This is a genomic window from Clavibacter sp. CT19, assembly GCF_027858075.1.
Taxonomy (GTDB): Bacteria; Actinomycetota; Actinomycetes; order Actinomycetales; family Microbacteriaceae; genus Clavibacter; species Clavibacter tessellarius_A.
The window spans coordinates 132,784-149,275 of record NZ_JAQHYR010000001.1; the positions used below are offsets into that span (position 1 = coordinate 132,784).

16 protein-coding genes are annotated in these 16,492 nt (G+C 74.4%); 9 read left to right on the plus strand and 7 right to left on the minus strand.

The features are described from left to right. Nucleotides 1-32: 32 nt before the first annotated feature. Nucleotides 33-968, minus strand: a complete 936-nt coding sequence (uriH, locus tag PED38_RS00570; RefSeq protein ID WP_270979434.1) for a uridine-preferring nucleoside hydrolase UriH — start codon at nt 966-968, stop codon at nt 33-35. A gap of 101 nt (nt 969-1,069) precedes the next feature. On the opposite strand from uriH, the gene PED38_RS00575 reads away from it, so the two are divergent. From PED38_RS00575 to PED38_RS00585, 3 genes are read left to right on the plus strand one after another with little or no spacing between them, the layout of a single operon-like run. After that, entirely contained in the window at nt 1,070-2,179 is a 1,110-nt protein-coding gene (locus tag PED38_RS00575; RefSeq protein WP_063071679.1) for an adenosine deaminase, read from the plus strand. Between the two features lie 49 nt (nt 2,180-2,228). Continuing rightward, nucleotides 2,229-2,678, plus strand: coding sequence for a PTS sugar transporter subunit IIA (locus PED38_RS00580; protein WP_063071680.1), 450 nt, complete (start codon nt 2,229-2,231; stop codon nt 2,676-2,678). Further along, nucleotides 2,675-2,947, plus strand: a complete 273-nt coding sequence (locus PED38_RS00585) for a PTS sugar transporter subunit IIB (RefSeq protein WP_063071681.1) — start codon at nt 2,675-2,677, stop codon at nt 2,945-2,947. The genes PED38_RS00580 and PED38_RS00585 overlap by 4 nt, the downstream gene beginning before the upstream one ends. Here the strand turns inward: PED38_RS00585 and PED38_RS00590 are convergent. The 4 genes from PED38_RS00590 to PED38_RS00605 form a co-directional block, all read right to left on the minus strand. Continuing rightward, nucleotides 2,896-3,921, minus strand: coding sequence for a hypothetical protein (locus tag PED38_RS00590; protein WP_270979102.1), 1,026 nt, complete (start codon nt 3,919-3,921; stop codon nt 2,896-2,898). The genes PED38_RS00585 and PED38_RS00590 overlap by 52 nt on opposite strands. Beyond that, a complete protein-coding gene (locus tag PED38_RS00595) occupies nt 3,918-4,544 on the minus strand; it encodes a MerR family transcriptional regulator (RefSeq protein ID WP_270979103.1) in 627 nt (208 codons plus the stop codon). Before PED38_RS00595 ends, PED38_RS00590 begins: the two co-directional genes overlap by 4 nt. Before the next feature lie 90 nt (nt 4,545-4,634). Then, complete coding sequence (locus PED38_RS00600; RefSeq protein ID WP_270979105.1) at nt 4,635-6,338, minus strand: phospho-sugar mutase; 1,704 nt, start codon at nt 6,336-6,338, stop codon at nt 4,635-4,637. Beyond that, entirely contained in the window at nt 6,335-7,162 is an 828-nt protein-coding gene (locus tag PED38_RS00605) for a purine-nucleoside phosphorylase (protein WP_063071685.1), read from the minus strand. The genes PED38_RS00600 and PED38_RS00605 overlap by 4 nt, the downstream gene beginning before the upstream one ends. A 110-nt stretch (nt 7,163-7,272) precedes the next feature. On the opposite strand from PED38_RS00605, the gene PED38_RS00610 reads away from it, so the two are divergent. Beyond that, entirely contained in the window at nt 7,273-8,712 is a 1,440-nt protein-coding gene (locus PED38_RS00610) for an NAD(P)H-quinone dehydrogenase (protein ID WP_063071686.1), read from the plus strand. A 79-nt stretch (nt 8,713-8,791) separates the two neighbouring features. On the opposite strand, the gene PED38_RS00615 is transcribed toward PED38_RS00610, so the two are convergent. Continuing rightward, on the minus strand, nt 8,792-10,561 hold the full coding sequence (locus tag PED38_RS00615) for an acetyl/propionyl/methylcrotonyl-CoA carboxylase subunit alpha (RefSeq protein WP_063071687.1): 1,770 nt from the start codon (nt 10,559-10,561) through the stop codon (nt 8,792-8,794). Nucleotides 10,562-10,683: 122 nt separating this feature from the next. Between PED38_RS00615 and PED38_RS00620 the strand changes: the two genes are divergently transcribed. Continuing rightward, on the plus strand, nt 10,684-11,211 hold the full coding sequence (locus PED38_RS00620; protein WP_063071688.1) for a hypothetical protein: 528 nt from the start codon (nt 10,684-10,686) through the stop codon (nt 11,209-11,211). A gap of 33 nt (nt 11,212-11,244) precedes the next feature. On the opposite strand, the gene PED38_RS00625 is transcribed toward PED38_RS00620, so the two are convergent. Further along, nucleotides 11,245-11,931, minus strand: coding sequence for a Maf family protein (locus PED38_RS00625; protein WP_063071689.1), 687 nt, complete (start codon nt 11,929-11,931; stop codon nt 11,245-11,247). An 83-nt stretch (nt 11,932-12,014) separates the two neighbouring features. On the opposite strand from PED38_RS00625, the gene PED38_RS00630 reads away from it, so the two are divergent. From PED38_RS00630 to PED38_RS00645, 4 genes are all read left to right on the plus strand, one after another. After that, complete coding sequence (locus PED38_RS00630; RefSeq protein ID WP_063071690.1) at nt 12,015-13,262, plus strand: class I SAM-dependent RNA methyltransferase; 1,248 nt, start codon at nt 12,015-12,017, stop codon at nt 13,260-13,262. A gap of 102 nt (nt 13,263-13,364) precedes the next feature. Continuing rightward, nucleotides 13,365-14,069 carry a response regulator transcription factor gene (locus PED38_RS00635; protein WP_063071691.1) on the plus strand — a complete coding sequence of 235 codons (705 nt, stop codon included), beginning with the start codon at nt 13,365-13,367 and terminating at the stop codon, nt 14,067-14,069. After that, entirely contained in the window at nt 14,059-15,417 is a 1,359-nt protein-coding gene (locus PED38_RS00640; protein WP_270979114.1) for a sensor histidine kinase, read from the plus strand. The genes PED38_RS00635 and PED38_RS00640 overlap by 11 nt, the downstream gene beginning before the upstream one ends. Further along, nucleotides 15,414-16,436, plus strand: coding sequence for a hypothetical protein (locus PED38_RS00645; protein ID WP_063071692.1), 1,023 nt, complete (start codon nt 15,414-15,416; stop codon nt 16,434-16,436). The genes PED38_RS00640 and PED38_RS00645 overlap by 4 nt, the downstream gene beginning before the upstream one ends. The last annotated feature ends 56 nt before the right edge of the window (nt 16,437-16,492 follow it).

Consider the following 16,492-nt stretch of genomic DNA (forward strand, 5'->3'; position numbering starts at 1 on the left):
CGCGACCCAGGCCGGGCCGGGCTGCCCCGGCCTCAGCCGATGCGCTCCAGCGCGTCCACCACCACGTCCCAGAACGCGGCGTGGTCGAGGTCGACCGCCACCTGCGTCGTGCAGTCCGCGGGCGCGGGGCGGCGGAGGTCCGCCACCGTCATGCCCGTCGTGTGCGTGCCCGTGAGCTCCACCGAGATCGGCGCGCGCCGCACCGAGACGATCCGCGGGTCGATGACGCGCGCGACGGCGCACGGGTCGTGCACGGGCGGGCTCGGGAAGTCCTGCCGGTCGTGGTACGCGCGACCGTACGACTCCATCGAGTCGACGACGAAGCGCGCGGCCGGCGTGCCGAGGGCCGCGATGCGCGCCATGACCTCTGGGGTCGCCGTCGCCTGGTACGTGAGGTCGAGTCCGACCATCGTCACGGGCCACGCCTCGCCGAAGACGATGTGCGCGGCCTCCGGGTCGACCGCGACGTTGAACTCCGCCACGGCCGTGCGGTTGCCGTGGTGGTAGCCGCCGCCCATCAGCACCACCTCCTTCACGCGCTCGACGATGCGCGGCTCCCGGCGCACGGCGAGGGCGATGTTGGTGAGCGCGCCCAGCGGCACGAGCGTGATCTCGCCGGGCGCGTGCGCCATCACCGTCTCGATGATGAGGTCCACCGCGTGCCGCGGGTCGAGCGCCACGGTCGGCTCCGGCAGCTCGGGCCCGTCGAGCCCGGTCTCGCCATGGATCTCCGGCGCCGTCATCACGGGGCGCACGAGCGGGCGCGCGCAGCCGGCGGCGACGGGAACGCCGCGGATCCCGGCGACGGTCGCGACCGCGAGCGCGTTGCGCGTCACCTTGTCCAGCGTCTGGTTGCCGGCGACGGTGGTGATGCCGACGAGCTCCACCTCGGGGCTCCCGTGCGCGAGCATGAGCGCGAGCGCGTCGTCGTGCCCGGGGTCGCAGTCGATCAGGATCTTGACGGGCACGGGGTCCTCCGGCTGCTCGGGCGGCACGATGCCTCGCGCCCCGATGATGAGTGTGCTCACGACCTCGTCGCGGGCCTCGTCGAGGCTAGTAGATTCGTCCCATGACGATCGCTCCCGAGGACTCCACGCTGCCCGGCGGAGGGTCGTACCGCGACCTCCCCAAGGTCTCCCTTCACGACCACCTCGACGGCGGCCTCCGCCCCGCCACGATCGTCGACATCGCCGACCAGATCGGCCTCGAGCTGCCCGCGACGGGCGCGGACGCGCTCGGCGAGTGGTTCCGCACCAGCGCCGACTCCGGATCCCTCGTCGACTACCTGAAGACGTTCGACGTCACCATCGCGGTCATGCAGACCGAGGAGAACCTCGCCCGCGTCGCGCGCGAGTTCGTCGAGGACCTCGCGGAGGACGGCGTCGTCTACGGCGAGATCCGCTGGGCACCCGAGCAGCACCTCACCACGGGCCTCTCGCTCGACGCGGTCGTCGAGGCCGTGCAGGCGGGCATCGAGGAGGGCGTCGAGGCGGCGGGCGGCTCCATCCGCGTCGGCCAGCTCGTGAGCGCCATGCGCCACCTCGACCGCGGCACCGAGATCGCCGAGCTCGCCGTCCGCCACCGCGACCGCGGCGTCGTCGGGTTCGACATCGCCGGACCCGAGGCGGGCTTCCCGCCGTCCCGCCTGCAGGGCGCGTTCGACCTGCTCGCGCGGGAGTGGATGCCCCGCACCATCCACGCGGGCGAGGCCGACGGCCTCGAGTCCATCCGCGGCGCGCTGCTCGACGGCCGGGCGCTCCGCCTCGGCCACGGCGTGCGCATCGCGGAGGACATCGAGATCGACAGCGAGGAGGGCGAGGACGTCTTCGTCACGCTCGGCACGCTCGCGCAGTGGGTGAAGGACCGCGGCATCCCGCTCGAGCTCAGCCCGTCGTCGAACCTGCAGACCGGCGCCATCGAGGCGTGGGGCGACCAGATGGTCGACCACCCGTTCGACCTGCTCTACCAGCTCGGCTTCGCCGTCACGGTGAACCCCGACAACCGCCTCATGAGCGGCACGAGCATCAGCCGCGAGCTCGCGCTCCTCACGGACGCGTTCGCCTACGACCTCGACGACCACGAGGTGTTCCAGCTCAACGCGGCGGCCGCGGCCTTCCTCCCGCTGGAGGAGCGCGAGGCGCTCGCCGACATCGTCTCCGACGGGTTCGCCCGCCTGTAGCCCGGGGCCGTCGGCCCGTCATCGCCCGCCCGCACCAGAGAGGCCGCACGTGCTCCCACCGCTCCCGGACGACGCCGTCACGCTCCGCGCCGAGGCCGCCGACTGGCGCGCCGCCGTGCGCCTCGCGGGCGACGCGCTGGTGCGCTCGGGCTCGGCCACGTCCGACTACGCCGACGCCATGATCCGGGTCATCGAGGAGTTCGGCGCCTACGTCGTCATCGCGCCCGGCCTCGCCCTGGCGCACGCGCGGCCGGGCCCGGAGACCCTCGCGGACGGCCTCGCGGTCGTCACGCTGCGAGAGCCGGTGTCGTTCGGGCACGCCCACAACGACCCCGTCGACGTCATCGTCGGGCTCGCGGTCACCACGGTCGACCGGCACGTCACGTCGGTCGCGGACATGGCCAACATCTTCAACGACGCCACCGCGATCCCGCGGCTGCGCGCGGCCACCACGGTCGAGGAGGTCCGGCGCGTCATGGCCGGCGAGGAGGACGCATGAAGGTCGTCGCGATCTGCGGGGTGGGGATCGGCACGTCCGGGATCCTCAAGGTGAACGCCGAGCGGGCGCTCGCGCGCCTCGGCATCGAGGCGGAAGTCACGGCGGCCGACCTCGCGAGCGTCGCGACGATCGGCGAGGACGCGCAGGTCATCCTCACGTCGCCCGAGCTCGTCGACCGGATCGGCCCGACCTACGCCGACATCGTCGTCATCGAGAACTACTTCGACCTGGAGGAGATCTCCGCCAAGCTCGACGCCGCGCTCGGCTGATCCGCGCCCTGCCGATCCGTCGGGGTCGGAGCCGTCGCCCGACCGGCCGTCGCCGGGGGAGCCGCGCCCCCGCGCGCGATCGCGATCCCGGCCGCCAGGAGCGACATCCCGGCGATCCCCGCGCCGGCCGCGAGCACCGCGGGCGACGGCGCGGTGATCGGCTGCCCCGCGAGCGCCTGCGCGGTGACGAGCGCGACCACCGCGAGGTACGCGACCGCCGCGATCGCCGTCAGCCGCACGCGCACGCGGTCGGGCGCGAGCGCCGGGATCCGCCGCCCCGCCAGCCCGAGCAGCAGCGCCGCCACCGGCAGCAGCTGGAGCGCGTGCATGCCGATGAAGTGCGGGATCCTCAGATCGCCTGCCGTCGTGCTCCAGCCGAGCACGGGGAGCCCGGGACCGCCGTCCGCCGCGCCCACCGCGTGCGCTCCGGCCACGCCGTGGAAGTCGGCGAGCTGGGCGGCGGTCGGCGAGGTCATGAGGTACGCGAGGCCGATGCCCACGAGCGCGATGAGCGCGCCGGCGCGGATCCCGAGCGTGAGCGCCGGGTCGGGCAGCCGGAGCCGCAGGACCGCGATGCTCGTGACGAACGTGCAGAGGTACAGCACGGTGATCGACGTGGCCATGACGCCCCAGAGCACGGTCGCGAGCGGCGTCGCGATGTTGAAGTGGCTCGTCGTCCCGGCGGCCGCCGCGCCCACGATGACCGCCTGCTCGACGACGAGCGCGACCGCGACCACCGTGCCGAGCACGTGCGCGGGCCGCCGGAAGCGGGGGAGGTGCGCGATGAGCCAGGCCCAGGACACGGCGTAGACGAGGATCGACAGCGCGAACTTGGCGGGCTTGTCCCAGACGGGCGCGCCCGCCACGAGGCGGTCGTCGACCACGCGTCCCACGACGCAGACGGCGGCGACCACGACCATGAGCGCGGCCACCGTCATGAGCGGCCGGTGCCACCCGACGGCGCGGCGGATCACGACGCGGCCCCCGCCGGCATCGCGACGGTCGCCTGCGCGATGCGCCGGAGCCCGGCGGCCAGCTCGTCTCCCAGCACGGTGCCGACGACCATGAGCTCGGCCATCGCGGTGCGGTCGGGCCGGGCGCGCACGGCGGCGAGGTCCGCCTCGGCCTGCACCCCCGCGGCCTCCGCGTAGCGCGCCAGGTAGCCGTCCTCCATCGGATGCCCGGAGCGGGCGAAGGCGTCCACCGCCCGCGCCGCCTGGGCGCGGCCGGCGTGCCCGTCGAGGACGCACCAGCCGGCCTCCTCCGTGACCGCGTCGATCCGGGCGAGCGCGTCGGGCGCGGGCGCGTCCGCCGGCGGCGGGCCGTGGGTCAGCGCATCCTGCGCGACCGCGAAGACGTCCTGCACGCGGCGGTCGTCGTCGTCGAGCACGGCGAGGACCTCGCGGGCCCGCGCGACGGGCAGCCGGCCCACGTCGATGAGGGCGCGGATCAACCGGACCCGGCGCGCGTGCTCGTCGTCGTAGTCGGTGCGGTTGTCGCTCACGCGCGTGCCCGCCGGCAGCAGGCCCTCGCGGACGTAGTACTTGACGGTGGCCGCGGGGACGCCCGTGGCGGCGGCGAGCTCGGTGATGCGCATGCCGCGAGGCTAGCGCACTGATAGCGCCACTACCAGTGAACGGGAGACGACGACCCGCGGGCCGCTCGAGCGGCCCGCGGATCCGCCGCCTCAGACCTCGAGCAGGTGCGGGACGGCCTGGGCGAGGTCGGCGATGATCGCGCGCGCCGCGTCCCGCCGCTCGGCGACGGTGCCCTCGGCGCTCTGCGCGTCGAGGTAGACCTTCACCTTCGGCTCGGTGCCGCTCGGGCGCACGATGAGCCGGGCGCCGTCCCCCAGGTGGAAGCGGAGCACGTCGCTCGGGGGGAGGTCGCCGAAGCCGTCGACCAGGTCGTCCATGCGCTCGACCGCGCGCGAGCCGATCCGGGTCGGCGGGTCCTGGCGCAGCTTCGCCATGATGCGCGGGATGACCGCGAGGTCGGTGACGCGCACCGAGATCTGGTCGCTCGCGAACGAGCCGAAGCGCTCCGCGAACTCGCGGTCGTAGTCGTCGATGGTCTGCCCGCGGGACTTCAGCAGCAGCACGCCGTGCAGCACGGCGACGGCGGCCGAGATGCCGTCCTTGTCGCTCGTGATCCACGGGGCCACGAGGTACCCGAGCGCCTCCTCGTAGCCGTAGACGATGTCGGGGGCGCGCGAGATCCACTTGAAGCCCGTGAGCGTCTCGCGGTAGCCGAAGCCGAGCTCGCGGGCGACGACCTCGAGCGCGGGGGAGGAGACGAGGCTCGACGCGAACGTGCCCGTGTTGCCGTCGGCCGTGTAGCGCTCGGCGATGCCGAGGCCGAGGAGCATGCCGACCTCGTTGCCGGACAGCCGCCGCCAGGCGCCGTGCTCGTCCGCGATGGCGACGGCCAGGCGGTCGGCGTCGGGGTCGTTGGCGATGATGAGCTCGGCGTCCGCGGCGACGGCCGCCTGGAACGCGAGGTCGAGCGCACCCGGCTCCTCCGGGTTCGGGAACGCCACGGTCGGGAAGTCGGGGTCGGGATCCGCCTGCGCGGCCACGACGATCGGCCGGTCGACCCCGACCGCGTCGAACACGCGCGCCGCGGTCTCCCACCCGACGCCGTGCAGCGGCGTGTACACCCAGGTGAGCGGCGCGAGCGGCGCGGCGAAGAGGTCGGCGACCTCGCGCACGTAGGAGTCGACGAGCGACTCGGGCGCGATCTCGTAGTCGTCGGCGACGGGCAGCTGCTGCACCGTCCGCTCGCCCGCGGCCTTGTGGATGAAGGCGGCGATGTCGCGGTCGGCGGGGCTGACGATCTGCGCCCCGTGGTCCTCGTCGCCGAGGTAGACCTTGTAGCCGTTGTCGCGCGCCGGGTTGTGCGAGGCCGTCACCATGACGCCGGCGCTCACCGCGAGGTGCTTCACGGCGTAGGCGAGGAGCGGCGTCGGCAGCGCGCGGGGGAGCAGCACGGTGCGGACGCCGGCGCCCGCCATGATCCGCGCGGTGTCCTCCGCGAACACGCGGGAGTTGTGCCGCCCGTCGTAGCCGACGACGATGCTCGGCCGGGGGCTGCGGCTGCGGAGGTAGTCGGCGAAGCCCGCGGCGGCCTGCGCCACGAGCACGCGGTTCATGCGGTTCGGGCCGGCGCCCAGCTCGCCGCGGAGGCCCGCGGTGCCGAACTGGAGCCGCGTCTGGAAGCGATCGCGCAGCTCGGCGGAGGCCTGCTCGCGGTCGGACGCGGACGCGTCGGTCGCGGTGCCGGCCACGCGCGCGAGGAGCGCGTCGACCTCGGCGCGGGTGACGGGATCCGGGTCCTGCGCCTGCCACGCCCGCGCGGCGGCGACGAGCGCCTGCGTCTCCTCCCGGCTCACAGGGCGCCCACGATGCGGGCGAGCATCCCGCCGATGCGGCCCTCGGCGGCGCGTCCGGCCTCGATGACCTCCTCGTGGCTGAGCGGCGTCTCCTGGATGCCGGCGGCGAGGTTCGTGATGAGCGACATGCCGAGCACCTCCATGCCGGCCTCGCGCGCGGCGATGGCCTCGAGCGCGGTGGACATGCCGACGATGTGGCCGCCGATCGCCTCCGCCATGCGCACCTCGGCGGGGGTCTCGTAGTGCGGGCCGCGGAACTGGCAGTAGACGCCCTCGTCGAGGTCGGGCTCCACCTCGTGCGCGATGGCGCGGAGGCGGGCCGAGTAGAGGTCGGTGAGGTCGACGAACGTCGCGCCCTCGAGCGGCGAGTCGGCGGTGAGGTTGATGTGGTCGCTGATGAGCACGGGGGTGCCGGGCGTCCAGTGCCGCTTGATGCCTCCGGCGCCGTTGGTGAGGATCATGGTGGTCGCGCCGGTCGCGGCCGCGGTGCGCACGCTGTGCACGACCCGGCGGACGCCGTGGCCCTCGTAGTAGTGCGTGCGCGCGCCGATGACGAGGGCGCGGCGGCCGGACGGCAGCAGGACGCTGCGGAGCGAGCCGACGTGGCCCTCGAGCGCGGGCTTCGAGAATCCGACGACCTCGGTGGCCGGGATCGTGGCGGTGGTCTCGCCGATGAGGTCCGCCGCGCGCCCCCATCCGCTGCCGAGGGTGAGGGCGATGTCGTGGCGCTCGACGCCCGTGAGCTCGGCGATCTGCCGGGCCGCCTGCCGCGCGATCTCCTGGGGGTCGGCGTCGGGAGACTCGAGGGGGTTGCTGTAGGTCATGCCCCGATCCTAAATGCGCGTGGACCCGCGCCCCGGGCGGCATCGGCGGCGACGCGGGAGGGCCGGGTGACGGGTTCGCGCGGGGCCGGGGCCTGCGGGATGATGTGCGCATGGGATACGAGTTCGAGGCCAACCAGAGGATCGCCATTCTCGGAGGGGGCCCGGGCGGATACGAGGCCGCCATCGCCGGAGCCCAGCTCGGCGCCGAGGTCACGCTCGTGGAGCGCGTGGGCGTGGGCGGCTCCGCCGTGATGACCGACGTCGTCCCCTCGAAGACCCTCATCGCGACCGCGGAGGCCACCAACGCGCTCGGCGAGGCCGCCGACCTGGGCGTCCAGTTCTTCTCCCGCGGCGAGCAGACCCGCCGGCCCGTGCGGCCCGAGGTCGCCGTCAACCTGCAGGCCGTCAACGACCGGCTCCTCCGCCTCGCGCGCCAGCAGTCCGAGGACATGAAGTCGAGCCTCATCCGCGCGGGTGTCCGCATCGTGCAGGGCGAGGGCCGCCTCGACGGGCCGAACCGCATCATCGTCTCCACGGGGCGCGGGGGCGCGGGCACCGACTTCGACGAGATCGATGCGGACACGACCGTCATCTCCACCGGCGCGAGCCCGCGCATCCTCCCGACGGCCAGGCCCGACGGCGAGCGGATCCTCACCTGGACCCAGCTCTACACGATGGAGTGCGTGCCCGAGCACCTCATCGTCGTGGGATCCGGCGTCACGGGCGCCGAGTTCGCCTCGGCCTACACGGCGCTCGGCGCCAAGGTCACGCTCATCTCCTCCCGCGACCAGGTGCTGCCCGGCGAGGACGCCGACGCCGCCCGCGTCATCGAGGACGTCTTCACGCGCAACGGCATGACCGTGCTGTCGAAGTCCCGCGCCGAGTCGGTCGTCCGCGACGGCGACCGCGTCGTCGCGACGCTCTCCGACGGCCGCGTCGTGGAGGGCAGCCACTGCCTCATGGCGGTCGGATCCGTGCCCAACACCGCCGGGATCGGCCTCGAGGAGGCGGGCGTGCAGATGAGCGACTCCGGCCACATCCGCGTGAACCGCGTCGCGCGCACCTCGGTGCCGAGCGTGTACGCCGCGGGCGACTGCACGACGTTCCTGCCGCTGGCCTCGGTGGCGGCGATGCAGGGGCGCACGGCGGTCTACCACGCCATGGGCGACGCGGTCAGCCCCACGGAGCTCCGCAACGTGACGTCGAACATCTTCACGCAGCCGGAGATCGCCACGGTCGGCTGGTCGCAGAAGCAGATCGAGGAGGGGCTCGCGCAGGGCGACATCTACAAGCTGCCGCTCGCCTCGAACCCCCGCGCGAAGATGCAGAACGTGAAGGACGGCTTCGTGAAGCTGTTCGCGCGCACCGGCTCCGGCACGGTCATCGGCGGCGTCATCGTGGCACCCAAGGCGAGCGAGCTGATCTTCCCGCTCGCGCTCGCCGTGGAGCACCGGCTCACGGTCGACGACGTGGCGCGCGCCTTCACGGTCTACCCGTCGCTGTCGGGCAGCATCTCCGACGCGGCGCGCGCGATGCACATCGTGCTCTGACCCTCCGGCCGCGCCGCGCGGCCCACATGCGACGACGGCCGGCCCCCGAGGGGACCGGCCGTCGTCGCGCGCGGCGGGATCAGACGATGTCGAGCAGGCGGTGCCCCGACGGGACGGTCTGGCCGACCTCGGCCGCGAGGCCGGTGACGGCGCCGTCCCGGTGCGCCGTGAGCGGCTGCTCCATCTTCATGGCCTCGAGGACGACGAGGAGGTCGCCCTTGACGACCTGCTGGCCCTCCTCGACGGCGAGCTTGACGACGGTGGCCTGCATGGGCGAGGTGACGGATCCGCCGCCCGAGGTGTCGACCGCGCCGGCCTGCTTGCGCCGGGCGGGGGCTGCGGCAGCGCGACGGGACGAGGACGCGCCCGCGGCGGGCGCGAGGTCCTCGGGGAGGCTCACCTCGATGCGCTTGCCGCCGACCTCGACCACGACGGTGTGCCGCGCGGGCGCCTCGGCGGCGTCCGCCAGCGCGCCGGACCACGGCTCGATGGTGTTGTCGAAGTCGGTCTCGATCCACCGGGTGTAGACGGAGAACGGAGCCCCGTCCGCGGGGGCGAACGCGGGGTCGCGCACGATCGCACGGTGGAAGGGGAGCACGGTCGGCAGGCCCTGCACCTCGAACTCGTCGAGCGCTCGACGCGAGCGCTCGAGGGCGTCCTCGCGGCTGGATCCCGTGACGATGAGCTTCGCGAGCAGCGAGTCGAAGGCGCCGGAGATCTCGTCGCCCGCGCGGACGCCGGAGTCGACGCGCACGCCGGGGCCGCCGGGAGCCTGGAACACGTGCACGGGGCCGGGCGCGGGGAAGAAGCCGCGGCCCGGGTCCTCGCCGTTGATGCGGAACTCGAACGAGTGACCGCGCGGCGCCGGGTCGTCGTAGTCGATGAGGCCGCCCGCGGCGATGCGGAACTGCTCGCGCACGAGGTCGATCCCGGTGACCTCCTCGGACACGCAGTGCTCCACCTGCAGGCGCGTGTTGACCTCGAGGAAGGAGATGGTGCCGTCCTGCGCGACGAGGAACTCGCACGTGCCGGCGCCGACGTAGCCCACCTCGCGGAGGATCGCTTTCGACGCCGCGTAGAGCTGGGCGTTCTGCTCGTCGGTGAGGAACGGCGCGGGCGCCTCCTCGACGAGCTTCTGGTGGCGGCGCTGGAGCGAGCAGTCGCGGGTCGAGATCACGACGACGGTGCCCGCGCTGTCGGCGAGGCACTGGGTCTCGACGTGGCGCGGGCGGTCGAGGTACTTCTCGACGAAGCACTCGCCGCGGCCGAACGCCGCGACGGCCTCGCGGGTGGCGGACTCGAACAGCTCCGGCACCTCCTCGCGGGTGCGGGCGACCTTGAGGCCGCGGCCGCCGCCGCCGAACGCCGCCTTGATGGCGACCGGCAGGCCGTGCACGTCGACGAAGTCGAGCACCTCGGCGGCGCCGGCGACCGGGTTCAGCGTGCCGGGCGCGAGCGGCGCGCCCACGCGCTCGGCCACGTGCCGCGCGGTGACCTTGTCGCCGAGCTGCTCGATGGCGCTCGGGGACGGGCCGATCCAGATGAGCCCCGCGTCGATGACCTGCTGCGCGAAGTCGGCGTTCTCGGCGAGGAAGCCGTAGCCGGGGTGCACCGCGTCGGCGCCCGAGCGGCGCGCGACGGAGAGGAGCTTCGCGATGACGAGGTAGGTGTCCGCGCTCGTCTGCCCGTCGAGGGCGTACGCCTCGTCGGCGAGCGTGACGTGCAGCGCGTCGCGGTCCTGGTCGGCGTAGACGGCGACCGAGCCGATCCCCGCGTCCCTCGCCGCTCGGATGATGCGGACGGCGATCTCGCCTCGGTTGGCGATCAGGACCTTGTTCACACGCGTCATGGGACCCCAGCCTAGGGTCTGGGATCGGCCCGGCTCCGGAGGGTCGCCACAGACATGCGGGCCGTCGGGGTGCGCGCGTCGACAAACGGCGTGCGCGATCCGGGCCCTGGCATGATCGAGGCATGACCGCATCCGGCACCGGCGACGACGACGCGCGGGCCGCCGCGGCCGACCTCGCCGACCTCCTCGCCCGCACGGTGGCCGAGCTGCAGGCCCGCCGGTCCCCGGACGAGGCGCTCGCCGAGGTGCGCGCCAAGCGCTCCTTCGGCCCCATCAAGCGGCAGCCCGCGATGGTCCCGGTCGGCCGCGCATGGCGGCTCGGCGTGCTGCTCCTGTCAGCCGACGGGTCGCTGCGCCGCACCGGCAGCATCACCCGGGCGGTCGAGCCGACGCGCTCGCAGGGCCTCGACTCGGGCGTCGAGGCGCGCAAGGAGGCCAGGCGCCAGGCCGTGCGGTCCTTCGCGGAGGGCGACGCGGTCGACTACGACTGGGAGCCCATCGCGCTCGACGCCGCGTCGCTCGCGCGCGGATCCGGCCCGCTCTCCCTCCGCGGACGCGAGCTGCGCGTGCAGTGGGGCCCGAACGCGCACGAGACCCGGCCGCTGGCGGCGTATCTCGCCGACCGCATCGAGGTGCTCGGGATGGGCTGAGGTCGTCCCGCAGGCGCCGACCCGCCCGCCGGATCAGACGGGGTCGGCTCCGAGCAGGCGCGCCTCGACGGCGCCCTGGCGGTTCCAGAGGTCCGGCCAGGCCACGTCGAGCTCCCGCACCAGCGCGCGCAGGGTGGGGAGCGACAGGCCGACGACCGTGCTCGGGTCGCCCTGGATCCGCTCGATGAACGCGGCGCCCAGGCTGTCGATGGTGAACGAGCCCGCCACCAGCAGCGGCTCGCCCGTGGCGACGTAGGCGTCGATCTCGGCGTCGTCGATGTCGTCGCGGAAGCGCACGTCGGCGACCGCGGCGCGGCCGACGCCGCGGACGATGCGGCCGTCGACCGCCTCGATCAGCCAGTGCCCGGAGTGGAGGCGGCCCTCCCGGCCACGCTGCGCCCGCCAGCGCTCGGTGGCGCGCTCCGGCGTGTGCGGCTTGCCGTGCACGACGCCGTCGACCTCGAACGCGGAGTCGCCGCCGAGCACGAGGCCGGTCAGGGGCGCCCCCGCGACGAGCTGGCCCACGACGGCCTCGGCCTTGGCGCGCGCGAGCAGCTGCACCATCTCCTCCGGTCCGAGCGGCCCGCGATCCGCCTCCGCGGCGGCGACGGCGGCGGGCTCGTCCACGTCGGACGGCAGGACGACGGGCTCGATGCCGGCCGATCGCAGCAGGGCCAGGCGGGCGGGGGACGTGGAGGCGAGGTGCAGGCGCGTCGTCATCGGATCATCGTGGCATGCGCGGTCGGGGTGCCGCGGTGCCCGCTCCGTCGGACGGGGGCGCCCGCGTGTGTCAGGGTTGCCGCATGGGTGAGCAGGTGGGCCGCGAGGTCGAGGTGGACGTGACCAACATCGCGCACGGGGGAGTCTCCGTCGCCAGGCACGACGGGCGGGTGGTCTTCGTCTCGGACGCGATCCCGGGCGAGCGGGTGCGCGCGCGCATCACGGAGGACTCGAAGAAGTCGTTCTGGCGCGCCGACACGGTCGAGGTGCTCGACGCCTCCCCGCACCGCCGCCCCCACGTGTGGGCCGAGGCCTCCGTCGACCGCGCGCCCGAGGACCGGGTCGGCGGCGCCGAGCTCGGCCACATCGACCTCGCCCACCAGCGCGAGCTGAAGCGCCAGGTCGTCGTCGACTCCCTCTCCCGCATGGCCCGCGTCGAGCGCGAGGTCGAGGTCGAGGCGCTCCCCGGCGACGACGAGGCGGGCGGCCTCGGCTGGCGCACGCGCGTCAGCCTGCACGTCGACGACGACGGCCGCGTGGGCCCGTACGCCTCCCGCTCGCACCGCGTCATCCCCGTGCAGTCCCTCCCGCTCGCGACGGAGGGCGTGAACGGCGCGGCGCCCTTCGGCCAGCGCTTCCCCGGCGTCGAGGGCGTCGACCTCGTGGCGCCCGCCGAGGGGCACGTGCGCATGCTGCTCATCGACGGCAAGCCGCAGCGCCGCGACACCATCACCGAGCGCGTCCGCGACCGCGAGTTCAAGCTGGAGGCGGGCGGCTTCTGGCAGGTGCACCGCCGTGCGGCCGAGACCCTGTACGACGCCGTGCAGTCCTCCATCGACGAGGCCCTGTTCGACCCGCGCGCCGCCAACCTCGACCTCTACGGCGGGGTCGGCCTGCTGGCCGCCGCCGTGGGCGACCGCTTCGGCGACACCGTGCGCATCACCAGCGTGGAGAGCGACGAGGTCGCCACCGAGTTCGCGGGCGACAACCTCGCCGAGTGGGTGGGCGCCGCGTCGCTCACCGCGCGCGTCGACCGGTACCTGCAGAAGCTCGTCCGCGAGGCGAGCCCCGCCGAGCGACGCCGGCTCCAGGGCGCCACCGTCGTGCTCGACCCGCCGCGCGCGGGCGCGAAGAAGCCCGTGGTGGACGCGATCGTCGACCTGCACCCGGCGCAGGTCGTGTACGTGGCGTGCGACCCGGTGGCCCTCGCCCGCGACGTGGCGCTCTTCGCGGAGGGCGGCTACGAGCTCCGCTCGGTGCGCTCCTTCGACCTCTTCCCGCACACGCACCACGTCGAGAGCGTGGCCGTGCTGGTGCCCGCCGCGTCCTGATCCTCGACGCCTCCGGGCATCCGGCGGCCGCGGTGCTGGGCGTTACAGTGGGCGAGGGGATCGCGGGCGCACGCCGGCGGGCACGCGACGAGGGGGATCCGGATGACCGAGACCACGCAGGGATCCGCTCCCGCTTCCGAGGCGCGGCCTCCCGTGCGCGTCGCCGTCGTCGACGACCACGAGTCGGTGCGCCTCGGCCTCAAGGCCGCGTGCCTCGACGCCGGCTACGAGTTCATCCTCGCCGCCGCCAACGCCCGCGAGCTCGTCGAGGGCCTCGTCGGCCGCGAGTGCGACGTGGTCGTCCTCGACCTGTCGCTCGGCGACGGCTCGTCGGTGACCGACAACGTCAAGGCCGCCCAGGGCACGGGCGCCGCGGTGCTCGTCCACAGCATCGCCGACCGCGTCGCGAGCGTCCGCGAGGCGCTCGCCGCCGGTGCCGCGGGCGTGATCCCGAAGTCGTCCGCCACGCAGACCGTCATGGCCGCGGTCGCCACCGTCGCGCGCGGCGACGTGCTCAACAACCTCGAGTGGGCCACCGCGATCGACGCCGACCGGGACTTCGCGAAGGCGCAGCTCGGCCGCCGCGAGCGCGACGTGCTCCACCTCTACGCCTCCGGCCTGCCGCTCAAGCTCGTGGCGCAGCAGCTCGGCATCGCGAACAGCACGGCCCGGGAGTACCTCGACCGGATCCGCGTGAAGTACGTCGAGGTCGGACGCCCCGCGCCCACCAAGGTCGACCTCCTGCGCCGCGCCGTGGAGGACGGCATCCTCCCGGGGCTGGACCAGGACGGCGGCGATGCCCGCTAGCCCACCGGCCAGCGCGCCGCTGAACGCGGCACCCGTGACGCGCGCCCGCGCCGGCGAGCCGCCGCGCACGCCCGACAACCCCATCAGCCTCGCCCGCATCGAGACGATCCTCGGCCGCGGCGCCGGCGCCTTCGGCCTCCTCTTCGCGCTGCAGTCCGTGCAGGTGATCGTCGAGCAGCTCGACGGCATGCGGCCCGCGTGGAGCGCGGTCTTCCTCACGCTCTTCTTCGGCGGCCTCGTCTGGACCTGCGTCGCCGGCGTGATCCGCCGCGGCGTGGTGCCGGCGCACGCGACGGTGGCCGTCGTGTTCGTCGCGGGCCTCGTCACGTGGCCCCTCGCCATCGAGCCGGCCACCTACGCGGCCATCCCGCAGCCGTTCCTCTACCAGGAGCTCACGGTCGCGACGACGTGCGCCGCGATGGCGTTCCGGCTGTGGATCGCGGTGATCTACACGGTCGCCGCGCCGCTGCTGCTCAGCGTCCTCGAGGTGCTCGTGCGCCACGGCGGCGTGACGCCCATGGACTCGTTCCTGCAGGCGCTCTACTCGATCATCCTGGGCGGGTCGGTCCTCATGCTCGTGACCGTGCTCCGGCAGGCGGCCCTCGGCGTGGATTGGGCGCAGGGCACGGCCCTCACGCGCTACTCGCACGCCGTCCGGCAGCACGCGACGGAGGTCGAGCGCGTGCAGGTCGACGCGATCGTGCACGACAGCGTGCTCACGACCCTGCTCTCCGCGGCGCGCACCGGGGATCCGGCCGGCCGCGAGCTCGCCGCCGTCATGGCCGCCAACGCCATGGGCCACCTCGCGGCCGCCGAGCAGGGCACCGACGAGGACGCCGCGGTCCCGCTGCGCGCCGTGGCGAAGCGCATCGTCGACGCCGCATCGGCGCTGTCCGCGCCCTTCGTGCTCGAGACGCGCGACCTCGGCACGCGCACCGTGCCCGTCGCGACGGCGGAGGCCATCTACTCGGCGGCGGTGCAGGCCATGATGAACAGCCTCCAGCACGCGGGCACGTCGGCCGAGTCCATCACGCGCCGCCTCGTGATCGCGGGCCACGGCGAGCAGGGCGTCGCCATCGACGTCATCGACGACGGGGCCGGCTTCGACCAGCGGCGCATCCCCACCGAGCGCCTCGGCCTCCGCGTCTCCATCAAGGAGCGCGTGGCGCAGGCGGGCGGCGTCGTCACGATCGACTCGGCGCCGGGCGAGGGCACCGCCGTGCGCATCCGGTGGCCAGCGCCCGGCGACGGAGCGGGTCCCGGAGCGGGTCCCGGAGCGGTGCCCCGGGTCGCGGACGGCCCGGCGCCCGGCGAGGCCCCGGTCGACGGCGAGGGGAGCGCCCGGTGATCGTCGTGCCGCGCTCCATCATCCTGGGCCTCGCGGCGCTGTTCTCCGCGTACCACGTGATCCTCGGGCTCGTCGCCATCGCGGCCCCGGCGGATCCGGCCATCACCGTGCTCGCGATCGCCCTCTACGTGGTCGCCACCGGCATGAGCCTCTGGCCGAGGAGCCCCACGGTCATGCCGGCCTGGCTCGCGGCCTTCAACCTCGCGGTCGCCATCGTCATGCCCATCCTCGTCACCAGCCAGCTCACCGCCGGGGCGACGCCGCCCTTCTCGACCTGGCACATCGCGGCCGTGGGCACGCTGATGACGATCACGTCCGCGCGCCGCCGGCAGGGGTTCGCCTGGGCCGGCGTCCTGGTGCTCGCGATCCAGACGGTGCTCTGGGCGGGGCCGGGCGGGCTCGTCGACTACGGCGTCACGGGCAGCGCGCTGTGGGTGGCCGTCTCGCACGTCCTCGCGCACGCCCTGTCCAAGGCCGCCCGGGATGCGCGGCAGTTCCACCGTGCCGAGCGGGAGGCCGCCGACTGGCAGGCCGCGCAGGAGGCGCACCTCTACGAGCGGCAGTTCCGTCTCCGGCAGACAAGCCGCATGGCGGTCCCGATGCTCCGACGCATCGTCGAGACCGGGGGCGACCTGTCGCCCGAGGAGCGGCAGGAGTGCCTCTACCTCGAGGGCGCGATCCGCGACGAGATCCGCGGACGCACGCTCCTCAACGACGCCGTGCGGGAGGAGGTGATGCTCGCCCGCCGCCGGGGGACGGTCGTCACGCTCCTCGACGAGGGCGGCATCGACGACCTCGACGACGCCACGCGCGACGTCGTGCTCGACCGGCTCGCGGAGGCGGTGCGGGACACGCGCGCGGACAAGATCATCGCGCGGACGGTGCCCGAGGGATCCGACACCGCCGTGACGGTCGTCGGCCTCAGCGTCGCCGGGGACGGCAGCGCGAGCCTGCTCGGCAGCGAGGACCTCGACGACGAGGTCGACCTCTGGCTCGAGATCCCGCGCCCGCGCCCCTGACCCGCGGTCGACCGGGACGGTCGGAGGGGCGGCGTCCGGGTCCGGGCGCTGAGAGA

What these genes read in the sequence shown, in the direction of transcription:
- PED38_RS00575 (WP_063071679.1), top strand. Translation starts at nt 1,070, where the DNA reads ATGACGATCGCTCCCGAGGACTCCACGCTGCCCGGCGGAGGGTCGTAC.
- PED38_RS00640 (WP_270979114.1), top strand. Translation starts at nt 14,059, where the DNA reads ATGCCCGCTAGCCCACCGGCCAGCGCGCCGCTGAACGCGGCACCCGTG.
- PED38_RS00605 (WP_063071685.1), bottom strand. Translation starts at nt 7,162, where the DNA reads ATGACCTACAGCAACCCCCTCGAGTCTCCCGACGCCGACCCCCAGGAG.
- PED38_RS00610 (WP_063071686.1), top strand. Translation starts at nt 7,273, where the DNA reads ATGGGATACGAGTTCGAGGCCAACCAGAGGATCGCCATTCTCGGAGGG.
- PED38_RS00630 (WP_063071690.1), top strand. Translation starts at nt 12,015, where the DNA reads ATGGGTGAGCAGGTGGGCCGCGAGGTCGAGGTGGACGTGACCAACATC.
- PED38_RS00635 (WP_063071691.1), top strand. Translation starts at nt 13,365, where the DNA reads ATGACCGAGACCACGCAGGGATCCGCTCCCGCTTCCGAGGCGCGGCCT.
- PED38_RS00585 (WP_063071681.1), top strand. Translation starts at nt 2,675, where the DNA reads ATGAAGGTCGTCGCGATCTGCGGGGTGGGGATCGGCACGTCCGGGATC.
- PED38_RS00615 (WP_063071687.1), bottom strand. Translation starts at nt 10,561, where the DNA reads ATGACGCGTGTGAACAAGGTCCTGATCGCCAACCGAGGCGAGATCGCC.
- PED38_RS00620 (WP_063071688.1), top strand. Translation starts at nt 10,684, where the DNA reads ATGACCGCATCCGGCACCGGCGACGACGACGCGCGGGCCGCCGCGGCC.
- PED38_RS00625 (WP_063071689.1), bottom strand. Translation starts at nt 11,931, where the DNA reads ATGACGACGCGCCTGCACCTCGCCTCCACGTCCCCCGCCCGCCTGGCC.
- PED38_RS00595 (WP_270979103.1), bottom strand. Translation starts at nt 4,544, where the DNA reads ATGCGCATCACCGAGCTCGCCGCCGCCACGGGCGTCCCCGCGGCCACC.